This is a genomic window from Amycolatopsis roodepoortensis (genome assembly GCF_014873915.1).
Lineage (GTDB): Bacteria > Actinomycetota > Actinomycetes > Mycobacteriales > Pseudonocardiaceae > Amycolatopsis > Amycolatopsis roodepoortensis.
Map to the genome: position 1 here is coordinate 1,023,177 of NZ_JADBEJ010000001.1, position 13,275 is coordinate 1,036,451.

At 70.3% G+C, this 13,275-nt stretch carries 12 protein-coding genes; 10 read left to right on the forward strand and 2 right to left on the reverse strand.

All coding sequences use genetic code 11. From position 1 onward, the window contains the following. Nucleotides 1-116 precede the first annotated feature (116 nt). From H4W30_RS04900 to H4W30_RS04935, 8 genes are all read left to right on the forward strand, one after another. The gene (locus tag H4W30_RS04900; protein WP_192741681.1) at nt 117-2,051 is read left to right on the forward strand and encodes a hypothetical protein; all 1,935 of its coding nucleotides are present in this window, start codon (nt 117-119) and stop codon (nt 2,049-2,051) included. Further along, nucleotides 2,044-3,033, forward strand: a complete 990-nt coding sequence (locus H4W30_RS04905; protein ID WP_192741682.1) for an HAD-IIA family hydrolase — start codon at nt 2,044-2,046, stop codon at nt 3,031-3,033. The genes H4W30_RS04900 and H4W30_RS04905 overlap by 8 nt, the downstream gene beginning before the upstream one ends. A 22-nt stretch (nt 3,034-3,055) precedes the next feature. Further along, nucleotides 3,056-3,298 carry a hypothetical protein gene (locus tag H4W30_RS04910; RefSeq protein WP_225949220.1) on the forward strand — a complete coding sequence of 81 codons (243 nt, stop codon included), beginning with the start codon at nt 3,056-3,058 and terminating at the stop codon, nt 3,296-3,298. Nucleotides 3,299-3,302: 4 nt separating this feature from the next. After that, the gene (locus tag H4W30_RS04915) at nt 3,303-4,118 is read left to right on the forward strand and encodes a TlyA family RNA methyltransferase (RefSeq protein WP_192741683.1); all 816 of its coding nucleotides are present in this window, start codon (nt 3,303-3,305) and stop codon (nt 4,116-4,118) included. Beyond that, entirely contained in the window at nt 4,115-5,026 is a 912-nt protein-coding gene (locus H4W30_RS04920) for an NAD kinase (protein WP_072026471.1), read from the forward strand. Before H4W30_RS04915 ends, H4W30_RS04920 begins: the two co-directional genes overlap by 4 nt. Nucleotides 5,027-5,130: 104 nt before the next feature. Beyond that, nucleotides 5,131-6,927 (forward strand): DNA repair protein RecN, encoded by a 1,797-nt coding sequence (recN, locus tag H4W30_RS04925; RefSeq protein ID WP_192741684.1) that lies wholly within the window; start codon nt 5,131-5,133, stop codon nt 6,925-6,927. 193 nt (nt 6,928-7,120) lie between these two features. Further along, nucleotides 7,121-8,305 carry a putative cytokinetic ring protein SteA gene (steA, locus tag H4W30_RS04930; RefSeq protein ID WP_126736744.1) on the forward strand — a complete coding sequence of 395 codons (1,185 nt, stop codon included), beginning with the start codon at nt 7,121-7,123 and terminating at the stop codon, nt 8,303-8,305. Next, nucleotides 8,302-9,249, forward strand: a complete 948-nt coding sequence (locus H4W30_RS04935) for a copper transporter (RefSeq protein ID WP_192741685.1) — start codon at nt 8,302-8,304, stop codon at nt 9,247-9,249. Before steA ends, H4W30_RS04935 begins: the two co-directional genes overlap by 4 nt. A gap of 63 nt (nt 9,250-9,312) precedes the next feature. On the opposite strand, the gene H4W30_RS04940 is transcribed toward H4W30_RS04935, so the two are convergent. Both H4W30_RS04940 and H4W30_RS04945 read right to left on the reverse strand, forming a co-directional pair. Then, nucleotides 9,313-10,023: an aspartate/glutamate racemase family protein gene (locus tag H4W30_RS04940; protein WP_192741686.1), complete on the reverse strand. Its 711-nt coding sequence runs from the start codon at nt 10,021-10,023 to the stop codon at nt 9,313-9,315. Further along, nucleotides 10,023-11,465, reverse strand: a complete 1,443-nt coding sequence (locus H4W30_RS04945) for an NCS1 family nucleobase:cation symporter-1 (protein ID WP_192741687.1) — start codon at nt 11,463-11,465, stop codon at nt 10,023-10,025. Before H4W30_RS04945 ends, H4W30_RS04940 begins: the two co-directional genes overlap by 1 nt. A 148-nt stretch (nt 11,466-11,613) precedes the next feature. Here H4W30_RS04945 and H4W30_RS04950 point away from each other — a divergent pair, with 148 nt between their 5' ends. Both H4W30_RS04950 and H4W30_RS04955 read left to right on the forward strand, forming a co-directional pair. Further along, nucleotides 11,614-12,291, forward strand: a complete 678-nt coding sequence (locus H4W30_RS04950) for a GntR family transcriptional regulator (protein WP_192741688.1) — start codon at nt 11,614-11,616, stop codon at nt 12,289-12,291. Nucleotides 12,292-12,314: 23 nt separating this feature from the next. Next, nucleotides 12,315-13,274 (forward strand): phosphotransferase, encoded by a 960-nt coding sequence (locus H4W30_RS04955; protein ID WP_192741689.1) that lies wholly within the window; start codon nt 12,315-12,317, stop codon nt 13,272-13,274. The last annotated feature ends 1 nt before the right edge of the window (nt 13,275 follow it).

Here is a 13,275-nt window from a genome sequence, read left to right on the forward strand (position 1 = left end):
CTCCCCGGTCAGGGCCCTGTCTCTTTTCATGTCCATGGACCGACTAGAATGGTCCGTTGGCCCGCCTGACGGGTGGGCCCCAGTGTCGAAACTTTTCAATAGTGGCAGGAGGCCAGGTGTCCGAGTTCGGTCGACGTGACTCAGATGATGGCGCGTCCGGCCGGTCGGGTCGCCGGGACGACAGTCCCCGCGGAGGCCGGTCTGACGCGCAGCGAGGTGACCGGCGCGGTTCCGCCGGCGGCAGGCAGGACCGGGGCGGCCGCGATGGCGGTTACCAGGGTCGCCCGCGCAGGGACGACCGCGGTGCCCGCGGTTCCGGTAGCTACTCCGGCAAGCCGTCCCGCAGCGGCGACGGTCCTCGTGACCAGCGCCCCGGTGGCAGCCGGTTCGCAGGCCAGGGGCGTGACGACAACCGCCCGCGCTACAACAACGACGACCGGTCCGGTGGTCGCGACAACGACCGTCGTGGCGGCTTCCGCTCCGACGACCGGCGTGACAGCCGCGACTACAAGGGCGGTGACCGCGGCGGTTACCGCTCGGACAGCCGTGGCGGCGATCGCGGTGGATACCGCGGCGGCGACAACCGCGACAACCGTGGTGGAGACAGCCGGGGCGGTTACCGCTCGGACAACCGGGGCGGCGACAGCCGCGGCGGCTATCGCTCGGACAACCGGGGAAGCGACAACCGTGGCGGCTACCGGTCCGACAACCGGGACAGCCGTGGCGGCGATCGCGGCGGGTACCGCGGCAGTGACAACCGCGGCAGTGACAACCGCGGCGACCGCGGTGGCTTCCGGTCTGAGAACCGTGGTGGCGACCGCGGCGGCTACCGCTCGTCGGACAGCCGTCCCGAGCGTCGCTACGACGACCGCTCCGACAACCGTTCCGAGGGCCGGTACGAAAAGCGCTCCGACAGCCGCCCGGCCCGTTCCGGCTATGGCTCGGACAACCGCGGCCGTTCCGACGACCGCCCGTCCGGTAACCGTTATGAGGGACGCCCCCAGGGCAAGTCCTACGGCGACCGCGACAGCCGTGACAACCGGGGTGGCGGCGACGACCGGCGTCCGTCCTATCGCGACGACCGCGGCGGCTCCCGTTCCGGCGGCGACCGTCGTCCCAGCGGTGGCTACGAGCGCAAGAGCTTCGGTGACCGCGACAGCCGTGGCGACGACAAGCGCGGTTCGTACCGGCCGTCCGGCGACCGTCCCGACCGTCGCTCGTCCGACCGGCCCGAGAAGCGCTACGACGACAAGCGCGGCGGGTTCGACCGCAAGCGCGACGACCGTCCCCAGCGCGACCGTTCCGAGGGTCGCAAGGACTTCCGCTCCTCTCCTCGCACCGAGGACAGGCCGGTCGACGACGAGACCTTGGCGCGTGAGCTGCTCGAGGCTCCGGAGCTGCCCGAGGGCATCGAGTTCTCCGACCTCGACGAGGAGGTCCGCCGGGAGCTCCGCACCCTGCCCAAGGCACTCGCGGAAACCGTCGGCAAGCACCTGGTCGCGGCCGGTGGCCTCGTCGACGAAGACCCCGAAGCCGCCATGGAGCACGCCAAGTACGCGAAGGCCAAGGCGTCGCGGGTCCCGATCGTCCGTGAGGCGCTCGGCCTGGTCGCCTACCACGCGGGCAACTGGTCCGAGGCGCTGTCCGAGCTGCGGGCCGTCCGCCGGATGACCAGGACCGACGACCACATCGCGATCATCGCCGACGCCGAGCGCGCCATCGGCCGTCCGGAGCGGGCGCTCGATCTCGCGAAGGAGGTCGACAAGGAGCGTCTGTCGAAGGCGACCCAGATCGAGCTCGCGATCGTCGCGGCCGGCGCCCGGCGCGACCTCGGCCAGCTGGACGCCGCCGTCGTCTCCCTCCAGGGTGACGACCTCAAGGCGGAGAAGCGCGATCCGTGGAGCGCCCGGCTGTTCTACGCCTACGCCGACAACCTCGCCGCCGCCGACCGCAAGGACGAGGCGATCCGCTGGTTCCTCAACGCGGCAGAGGCCGACGAGGAGGACGAGACCGACGCCGCCGAGCGCGCCGCGGAGCTCACGAATGGCTGACGCCCTGTCGGCCGGGTACGACGCGGTCCTGTTCGACCTCGACGGCACGGTCTATCACGGCACCGAAGTGGTCCCGGGCGCACCGGAAGCGCTTCGGGCGCTTCGGGACCACGGCACGGCGGTCCGGTGGGTGACCAACAACGCCTCCAAGGCGCCCGCGGAGGTCTCCGCGCACCTGGAGGCACTCGGACTGCCCGCCACCCCCGAAGAGGTCCACACGAGCTCTCAGGCCGCCGCCGCCCTGCTGGGTGAGCGGCTGCCTCAGGGCGCGGTGGTCCTCGTCGTGGGCACGGATTCACTGGCCGCCGAGATCGAGTCCGTCGGGCTGAAGACGGTCCGGGAAGCCGGTCCGGACGTGGCCGCGGTGGTGCAAGGACACTCGCCGCAGAACACCTGGGCCGCTCTCGCGGAGGCGTGCCTCGTCATCCGCGCGGGCGCGCTCTGGGTGGCGACCAACGTCGACGCGACGCTGCCCAGCGAACGCGGTCTGCTGCCGGGCAACGGGTCGATGGTGGCCGCGCTGCGCCACGCCACCGGCGTCGAACCACTGGTGGCGGGCAAGCCGGCGCCGGGACTGTTCACGACGGCGGCGCGGGACGCGGGGGCCGAGCGGGCCCTCGTCGTGGGCGACCGGCTGGACACCGACATCGAGGGCGCGGTCGCGGCCGGGATCGACGCGCTCTGCGTCCTGACCGGCGTCGCCGACGCGGCATCGCTGATCTCGGCGAGGCCAGAGGAGCGGCCGCGCTACCTCGCTCGAGACCTGTCCGGGTTGAGCAGCCGGGCGGACCTTCTCGAAATCGGGCCCAAGGACGGCTGGCACGTCACCGCACAGGGTGACGTCCTCGAAGCCGATGGTGAAGGCGACTCTCTCGACCTCTTGCGTACGTTGTGCGCGGCGGCCTGGGACTCGGGGATCACCGAGGTCCGTGGTGTGGGCGACACCGCCCGCGCCGCGCTCGCCGAGCTGCGCCTCGGCTGACCAGCGCTGCTAACTTGGTGGGGTGCAAGACCACTTCCACCCCGTGCCGCGACCGCCGGTTCCGGGCCCGCCGCCGGTGCCCGGGCCTCCGGCGGTCCAGGCCGAACAGTTCGCGCAGCAGGACACGGATCCCCGAGCCGGGATCGACGAAGCCGTGGCGGGTCTCGACGACCTCACCGCGCTTCCGCTCTCGGAGCACGTCGACCGGTTCGAGGCCGTGCACACCGAGCTGACGGTGGCGCTGTCCACCATCGACAAGGTCTGACCGCGTGCCCAAACGCGCCCGCCTGGACGCGGAGCTCGTCCGGCGGGGACTCGCCCGTTCCCGGGAGCAGGCGTCGGCGCTGATCGCCGAAGGCAAGGTCACCGTGCGCGGCATGGTGGCCACCAAACCCGCGACCGGGGTCGAGTCCGGCGCGCCGATCGTGGTGCGCGACAACGACGATCCCGGCTGGGCCTCCCGCGGCGCGCACAAACTGCTCGGCGCGCTCGAAGCCTTCACCCCGCAAGGTCTTTCCACCGAGGGAAAACGCTGTCTCGACGCGGGCGCCTCGACCGGTGGCTTCACCGACGTCCTGCTGCGCAACGGCGCCGCCACGGTGATCGCCGCCGACGTCGGCCGCGGCCTGCTGGACTGGCGCCTGCGCACCGACGACCGCGTGGTCGTCCTCGACAAGACGAACGTCCGCAACCTGACCCCGGAAGACCTCGGCGGGCAGGTCGACCTCGTGGTCGGGGACCTCTCGTTCATCTCGCTCAAACTCGTGCTGCCCGCGCTGGCCGCCTGCGCGCGGGACGGCGCGGATCTGGTGCCGATGGTGAAACCGCAGTTCGAGGTCGGCAAGGATCGGCTGGGCAGCGGCGGTGTCGTCCGCGACCCGGAACTGCGCGCCGAAGCGGTGCTCGGTGTGCTCGCCGAGGCCGAAAAGCTGGACCTGAGCCTGCGCGGCGTCGTGGCGAGCCCGCTTCCCGGGCCGTCGGGGAACGTCGAATACTTCGTGTGGCTTACTCGCGGGGCGGGGGAGACCGACGGCACCGACGCCGAGCGGCTCGTCCGGACCGCAGTCCTGGAGGGACCCCAATGAGCGATCGCGAGGTGCTGCTCGTCGTGCACCCGGACCGGGACGCGACCCGGGACGCGGCACGCGAGGTTTCGGCCCGTTTCGCCAAGGCGGGGGTGCGGCTGCGAGTACTCGACGAGGACGTCCGGGAGATGCTGGAAGCCGACGGCGGGATCGGCGCCCCCTGCACGGTCATGGCGCCGGAGCAGGACCCGGCCGCCGGCACCGAGCTGGTGTTCGTGCTCGGCGGCGACGGCACGTTGCTGCGGGCCGCGGAGCTGGCCAGGCCGAACGGCGTTCCGGTCCTCGGTGTGAACCTCGGCCGCGTCGGCTTCCTGGCGGAGGCCGATTCGGACAAGCTCGCCGACACCGTCCAGCGCGCCGTCGACGGCGACTACCAGGTCGAAGAGCGGATGACCGTCGACGTCGTCGTGACCGTCGACGGCGAAGAGACCGTCAACACCTGGGCCCTCAACGAGGCCAGCGTCGAGAAGAGCTCGCGTGAGCGCGTGCTGGACGCGCTCATCGAGGTCGACGGAAGGCCCGTGTCGTCCTTCGGCTGCGACGGCGTCCTGTGCGCCACTCCGACCGGCTCGACGGCGTACGCGTTCTCCGCGGGCGGGCCGATCATCTGGCCGGACGTGCAGGCCCTGCTGGTGGTCCCGAGCAACGCGCACGCGATGTTCTCCCGGCCGCTGGTCGTCTCGCGAGACTCGGAGATCACCGTCGCCATCGATCCGGACGGTTCGCCCGCCGTCTTGACCTGTGACGGATCGCGGACCTTCGATCTTCCCGCCGGCGCGGCCGTGCGGGTCACCTGCGGCCGGGTGCCGGTGCGCCTGGTCCGGTTGTGGGAAGGCCCGTTCACCGACCGGCTGGTGCACAAGTTCTCGTTGCCGATCAAGGGCTGGCGGGAGCGACACGCCCGCTGACGGATGTCGTGAAAGGGCCGTCGAGGACAACTTTCGTCGTCAAGGCCCCTTTCATGACGTGCCGGGTGCGGGAATGGTCGGGGTGGGCCGCTACGGTGGGCGTCGTGCTGGCCGAGATGCGCATCCAGGGCCTCGGAGTCATCGAGGACGCCCTGCTGGAACTGCACGCGGGCTTCACCGTCGTCACCGGTGAGACGGGTGCGGGCAAGACCATGGTCGTCAGCGGGTTGCACCTGCTCTCCGGCGGCCGAGCCGAAGTGTCCAAGGTGCGGACCGGAATGCTGAAGGCCTTCGTGGAAGGCCGCTTCGAGCTGGGCGGTGCCGAAGGCGCCACCCGGATCGTCACCGACGCCGGGGCGGAGGTCGACGAGGACGGCAGCGTCATCGCGCTGCGCGCGGTCTCGGTCGACGGCCGGTCCCGTGCCCACCTCGGTGGCCGTTCGGTGCCGGTCGGGGTGCTGGCAGACCTGTCCGAGCAGCTGATCGCCGTCCACGGGCAGAACGATCAGCTGCGCCTGCTGCGGCCCGCCGAGCAGCGCGCGGTGATCGACCGGTTCGCCGGTGAGGCCGTCACCGAATCGCTCGAGCGCTACCGCGCGGTCCGGGACGAGTGGCTCGCCGTCGTCGCCGAGCTGACCGAGCGCTCCACCCGCTCGCGGGAGATGGCGCAGCAGGCCGACCTGTTGCGCCACGGGCTCGCCGAGATCGACGCCGTCGCGCCGGAACCGGGCGAGGACACCGAGCTCACCGAACAGATCAAACGCCTCGCCGCGGTCGACGAACTGCGGTCCGCCGCGAGTGCCGCGCAGGCCGCTGTCTCGGGTTCGCCCGACGGCGACCCGGACGCGCCCGGCGCGGTCGGGCTGATCGGGGAGGCGAGCCGCCACCTGACCGGTTCCGAAGACGCCGTGCTGCGCGAACTCGGGCCCCGACTGGACGAGGCTTCGGTGCTGCTGTCCGAAGTGGGCGCCGAGCTGGGCAGCTACCTCGAAACCCTCGACGCCGACCCGGCGCTCCTGGAGAAGGTGCTCGCACGCCAGGCGGACCTGAAGCGGCTCACGCGCAAATACGCGGCGGACGTGGACGGCGTGCTGGCTTGGGCCGACGATGCCCGCCGCCGGATGTCCACGATGGACACCTCCGAGGAGGCGCTGGCCGAACTGGCCAAGCGCCGCGACGAACTCGCCGTCACGCTGGCGGAACACGCGCTCACGCTGTCGGAGGCGCGGGTCGAGGCCGCCGCCGAGCTCGCCGAGGCGATCACCGCCGAGATGGCCGGGCTCGCCATGGGGCAGGCGGAGATCGAGATCACCGTCGAGCGGCGCACCGTGGACGAGAGCGACGCGCACGCGGTGAAGGTCGGCGGCAGGCTCGTGCACGCCGGGCCCGACGGCGTCGACGACGTCGAGCTGCTGCTGAAGGCGCACAACGGCGCACCGCCGCTTCCGGTGCACAAGGCCGCTTCCGGCGGTGAGCTTTCCCGCGTGATGCTGGCGATCGAGGTCGTCCTCGCGCACGCGGACACCGTGCAGACACTGGTGTTCGACGAGGTCGACGCCGGGGTCGGCGGCCGGGCGGCGGTCGAGATCGGCAGGCGGCTCGCGCGGCTGGCGCGCAGTCACCAGGTCCTGGTGGTCACGCATCTGCCGCAGGTGGCCGCGTTCGCCGATCAGCATCTGGTGGTGGACAAGGGCACCAGCGGCGGGGTAACCCGCAGTGGGGTGCGCGTGCTCGAACAGTCGGAGCGGGTCGTCGAGCTCGCCCGCATGCTCGCCGGAATGGAGAGCACCGAGACCGGCCGGGCACACGCGGAGGAATTGCTCGCCGTCGCCGAGGCCGACAAGAGCGCGCCGGACAAGCCCAAGGCCCGTCGCGGGGGGAAGCGGAAAAAGGCGAAGTAAGCCTCTGCGCACGGCCTGGCACGACCTCCCTGGACGCGTTGCGAAAGCCACTTTCGCAACCTTCAACGTTGCGAAAGTGGCTTTCGCAACCTTCGTGGCGGGAAGCCGCGGCCGAACCGGTGTGGGTTAATCGGCGTGTTTCCATCGGCGTGGCGGACACGGAAGGCCGCGCGGATTTGTCACTATCGGTCGCATGAAGCTCACCGGCTTGCTCTCGCGTAACCAAGAGACCCTCCCCGGGATCACCGGCGTCGCCAGGGTCGACAGGCGTACGCGCGAGCTGCTCCGCCGGTTGAGCCCTGGCGACATCGTGGTCCTCGACCAGCTCGACCTCGACCGGTCGACTGCCGATGCCTTGGTGGAGGCCGAAGTCGCGGCGGTGGTGAACGCCTCGCCGTCGATCTCCGGCCGTTTCCCCAACCTGGGCCCGGAGATCCTGCTCGAGGCGGGGATCCCGCTGGTCGATTCGGTCGGCGGCGAACTGCTGCGCAAGGTCAAGGACGGCACGAAACTCCGCCTGCACGAAGGCGTCGTCTACATCGGAGAGCGGCAGCTCGGCTCGGGTGTCCAGCAGACGCGGGAAAGCGTCGCGGACCAGATGATCGAGGCCAAGGCCGGGATGTCCACCCAGCTCGAGGCGTTCTCCGCGAACACGATCGAATTCCTCCGCCGGGAACGCAGCCTCATCCTCGACGGTGTCGGTGTCCCGGAGATCCGCGTCCCGCTCAAGGACCGGCACGCCCTCGTGGTCGCGGGCGGCAACGGGCACGCCGAAGACCTCAAGAAGCTGAAGAAGTACATCGGCGAGCACCGGCCGGTGCTGATCGGTGTCGATGCCGGGGCGGACACCCTGCGCGCGCAGGGTTATCAGCCGGACGTCATCGTCGGCGACCCGCACGGAATCGGCGCGGAGACGCTGCGCAGCGGCGGCGAGGTCGTGGTGCCGGCGCAGCCGGACGGGCACGCGCCGGGTGTCGAGCGCATCCAGGACCTCGGGATCGGCGCGGTCACCTTCCCCGCGACGGGCAACGCCGAGGATCTGGCGCTGCTGCTGGCCGACGCGCACGAGGCGAGCCTGGTGGTCACCGTCGGTTTCCAGGCGACCCTGCGGGAGTTCCTCGACCACGGCCGGTCCGGTTCGAATCCGTCGACGTTCCTCACCAGGCTCAAGCTCGGCACGAAACTGGTCGACGGCAAGGCGGTCGCGACCCTGCACCGCAGCCGGGTGTCCATCGGCGCGATCGTCCTGCTGGTCGTCGCGACCCTGGTGGCCGTCGGGGCCGCGCTGCTGGTGTCCGACGTGGGTTCGGTCTATCTCGACTGGATCCGCGACACCTGGAACTCGTTCATCGCCTGGGGCAAGGGACTCTTCACGTGATTTCACTGCGGTACCACATCGTTTCCATCGCCGCCTGCTTCCTGGCGCTCGCCATCGGGGTGGTGCTCGGGTCCACGGCGCTGAACGGTGCCCTGCTTTCCGGCCTCGCCGGCCAGAAGGAGGATCTGGGTTCCCAGGTCGCGGATCTGGAAGCGCAGCGCAACACGCTCAACGCCAGGCTCGGTGACGCGGACGCGTTCGCCGGCGCGATGGGGCCGAAGGTCGTCGCCGGGCAGCTGGACAAGCGTTCGGTGGTGCTGATGACCACAGAGGACGCGAAGCCGGCGGACCGGGACGCGCTCAAGCAGCTCGTCGGTCAGTCGGGTGCCGCCGTCACCGGGGAGATCCAGCTGACCGAGGCGTTCTCTGACCCGATGCGCTCCGATCAGCTGCGTGACGTCGTGTCGCGTCTGCAGCCCGCCGGTGTCCAGTTCCCGACCGCGGGTGACCCCGGCACCCTCGCGGGCGCGCTGATCGGCTCGGTCGCGTTGCTGAACAAGGACAACGCGCAGCCGCAGTCCACGCCGGTGGAGCTGGCGGCCGCGCTCGGCGGGCTCACCGACGGCGGTTTCCTGAAGACCGGCGGTGAGGTGAAGCCCGCGCAGCTCGCGATCGTGCTCACCGGGTCCAAGTACACCGGGGATGGTGCCGGCGATCGTGCCTCGACCATCGCGCGGTTCGCGGCGCAGCTGGACCGCTCCGGCGCGGGCACCGTGCTGGCCGGGGGCGCGGGATCCGCCGACGGCACCGGCGCGATCGGCGTCGTCCGCGCCGACACCTCGTCGACCTCGATCCTGTCCACTGTGGACAACGCGGAGACCGCGGCGGGCCGGGTCACCACGATCTTGGCGCTGCGCGAGCAGCTCGAAGGCGGCGCGGGACGCTACGGCATCGCGGGCAACGCCCAGGCTCCGGCCCCCGGTATCGCCGCCGACGGCAACTAGCCCCCTTACGCATTTCGTCCTCTGGATGCGGTACTTGCGTGTGGAACTACCGCATTCAGAGGACTAAATGCGGGGCCAGAGGCGGGTTTTCGGGAGCGGGCGGGCGTAGGAGCCGGCCCGGCTGGTCTTGAGGCCGAGAGCGACAAGGGATTCGGCAAGGCGGACGGCGGCGGCGACGCCGTCGATCACCGGGATGTCCAGCATCGCCGAAATGCGGCGATCGAGGCCGGTCATCCCAGCACAGCCGAGGACGAGGACTTCCGCACCCGCGTCGCGGGCGCGGCGTCCGGCGGTCAGCAGGGCCGATTCCGTCCGGCGTTCGTCGGTCAGTTCGAGGACGCCGAGGCCGGCACCGAGGACGCCGACGCAGTTCTGCCCGACGCCCGCGGCGTGCAGGCTGTCTTCGATGAGCCCGCACGTCCGGTCCAATGTGGTCACGACGCCGTAGCGTCTTCCCAGCAGACAGGCCAGATGCGCGGCGGCCTCGGTGATGTCGACGACGGGGACGTCGAGCAGTTCCCGTGAGCCTTCCCGTCCGTGCTCACCGAAACCGGCCATCACGAGCGCGTCGAAAGGCTCGTCCAGCCCGTTGAGGAGGTCGAGGACCGCCGCGGCGCTGAGGAAGCTGTCCAGCCAGCCCTCGGCGGATTCCGGGCCCCACAACGGGGTTCTGGCCAGGATTTCGGTACCGGGGCTCGCGGCGGCGCGGGCGCCCGCCTCGATCTCCTTCGTCATCGCCTCGGTGGTGTTGCAGTTGGTCACCAGGATCCGCATCACGCGACCCGCTGCTTGCGCGTCACCACGAAATAGAGGGCCGCGGCGGACGCGGTGCCGATGAACCAGGAGTACGGCGCGGCGGGGGCGAAGAACGGCACCAGGGCGATGATCGCGGACAGCGCCGCCGTGGGCAGGAAGGTGACCATCGCGCGCGGGTTGAACCCGCGTTTGTAGTGGTACGGCGAATCGGGCCCGGCCACGAACAGCTTGTCCACGTCGATCCGGCCGCGTTTCACCAGGTAGTAGTCGACGATCATGATGCCGAACAGCGGGCCGAGGAAGGCGCCGAGGCCACCGAGGAAGTAGTTGACCACCGCGGGGGAGGAGTACAGCTTCCACGGCAGCACGCACAGCGCCGCGACCGCGCTGATCATCCCGCCGATGGTGAAGGTGATCCGTTTCGGCCAGATGTTGGCCAGGTCGTAGGCGGGGGAGACGAAGTTCGCGACGATGTTCACGCCCATGGTGGCGATCGCGAAGGTCAGCGCTCCGATGATCAGCACGGGGGTGTTGTCGATGCGGGCCAGCAGTTCGGCGGGGTCGGTGATGGCTTCGCCGAACACCTGGAGGCTGCCCGCGGTCACCAGCACCGACAGCAGCGCGAACGCCGTCGAGTTGATCGGCAGCCCCCAGAAGTTGCCGCGCCGTACCGTTTTCTGGTTGGGGGCGAACCGGGAGAAGTCGCAGAAGTTGAGCATCAGGGTGCCGTAGATGGACAGGATCAGGCCGACCGCGCCGAACCACTGTCGTACTAGCTCCCCTGTGGACAGTGCCTTCGGGTTGCTGGTCAAGGAGATGTTCCAGTCCGCGGCGGCGAGGATCCACACGGCGAGCGCGATCATCACGACCCAGATACCGGGACCGCACCAGTCCTGGAACTTACGCACGGCCTCCATTCCGCGGGTGAGCACGAGCGCCTGGGCGAGCCACAGCGCGATGAAACAGATCCAGCCGAGCGCGTGCAGCCCGAGGAAACCCACCTCGGTCAACGGTTTCAGGCCCGGATCGATCGCGAGCACGAGCAGCGTGATGGCGACGGAGGCGAGGTAGGTCTGGATGCCGTACCAGAAGATCGCGATGATCGCGCGGATCAGCGCGGGCAGGTTCGCGCCGAAGGTGCCGAAGCTGATGCGGGCGACCACGGGAAAGGGGACGCCTGTCTTCTGGCCGATCCGGCCCATCAGGTTCATGCCGAAGTAGATGAGCACGAAACCGGTCAGCAGCGCGGTGAACACCTGCCAGGCCGACAGCCCGAGGACGAACAGGCCCGCCGCGAAGGTGTAGTTGCCGAGGTTGTGCACGTCCGACATCCACAGCGCGAAGATGTCATAAACCTTCCAGCGGCGTTCCTTCGCCGGGGCGAGGTCTTCGTTCCAGAGCCGGGGATCGGCGTTCTCGGTGGTAGGCGCTTCGGACCGGGTTGCTGGAGCGGCGGTCATGCGGGCCTCCGATCGACGGGGACGTCCGGTCGATTTGGTATCCCAAAATTTGGCATCCCAAATATCACCCCGCGGTGGCCCGTCGTCAAGGTTTCTGCCGATAAACTCGGTGTTACAAGCTGTTACAGCGGTGGTGAAGGGGGCTCAGGTGGCCGAGGAAGGACCGCGTCAGCCGCTCGCCGCGACCCGGCAGCGGGTCCGCGACGAGCTGCGCGAACGTATCCTCGCCGGACGGCTGAAGCCGGGGGACAGGCTGGTCGAACGCGAGCTCGCCGAAGACCTCGGGGTCTCGCGGGTCCCGGTGCGCGAGGCCATCCGCAGCCTGGAGGCCGAAGGTTTCCTCGCCGTCCAGTCGCCGCGTCGCATCGTCGTGCGCCAGCTGGCCAAAGCCGACGTCGAGGAGCTGTTCGACGTCCGCGAGGCACTCGAAGGGCTCGCCGCCGGCCTGGCCGCCGAACGGGCGGGCAAGGCGGAACTCCGTGCGCTCGAACGGCTGCTCACCGACGCCGCCCGCGCGACCGAAAGCGGCGATCCGGCCCGGATCACCCTGCTCAACACCCGCTTCCACGACCAGATCGTCGCGCTCGCCGGCAACGGGCTGCTGCACGAGATCCTCCGCCCGCTCGAAGGCAGGCTGCGCTGGCTGACCAGTCAGAACGAGCATTGGGGCGAACTGCTCGATGAGCACCGCCGCCTCTACGACGCGATCGCGTCGGGTGACGCCGACCGAGCGCGGGCCCACGCCGTCGAGCATGTGCGGGTCAACCGGGAGGTCACGCTGAAGGCGCTGTTCCCCGAAGACGACGGAGAACGCTCCGCCGGGTGAACCGGACATGTCAGACTCGCGACATGATCACCGACGAACAACGGGCCGCCCGCACCGCGCGGGCGGTGGCCGCCGCGGTCTCCGCGGGCCGCGACCTCGGACTGTCCTTCGACGAGCCGGAAGTCTTGTACGACGTCTTCTCGGTCATCGTGCGCTTGTCACCCCTGCCGGTGGTGGTGCGCGTGCCGACCGTGCTGCCGCGCACGACCACGCTCGAGACGCAGCTGATCGACCAGCGGCGTGAGCTGGCCGTCACCGGCTGGCTCGCGAGGCGTGGCCACCCGGTCGTCCCGCCAAGCCCGCTAGTACCCGCGGAACCCGTGCAGCGCGACGGTTTCTCGATGACGTTCTGGCAGTTCGTCGAGCACGACAAGGAAGCCGAGATCAGCCCTGAACGCGGCGCTGAGATCGTCGCCCGGTTGCACGCCGCCCTCCGGGAGTACGACGGCGACCTGGCCTTCATGGGCGGTCTGATCCCGTTCGTCCCCGACGGCCTCGACCAGCTCGCGGACCGCCCGGATCTGCTGGAACCGGCCGACCTGGACCGGGCCCGGCGCGAATGGGACGTCCTCCGGCCGTTGTTCGAGTCGGAAGCGGCGTTCACCCGGGCCTTCCCCGGCGCGACGGTCCAGCCGGTGCACGGTGACGCCCCCGGGTACAACCTGATCGCCACGCCGGACGGCGAACTCTGCTCGGACTTCGAACTCGTCAACCGTGCCCCGGTCGAACTGGATCTCCCGGCCATGGGAGCCGAGGGCGTCGCGGCCTACAACGCCGCCGCCGAGCAGCTCGGGCTGCGCGAGGCGGACGAACGAGTACTGAAGGCACTGGGCGCGCTGGCCATGCTTCAAGGGGTGGCCTGCTTGGCGATGGCGCCGGAGCTGCCGATGCTGCTGGAAGGGTTGAAGCCGATGATCGAACAGTGGCGGGAGACCCCGTTCGCCGGCGCGGGTGTCGGCAGCCAGGCGAAGCCTGCCCGTTGAG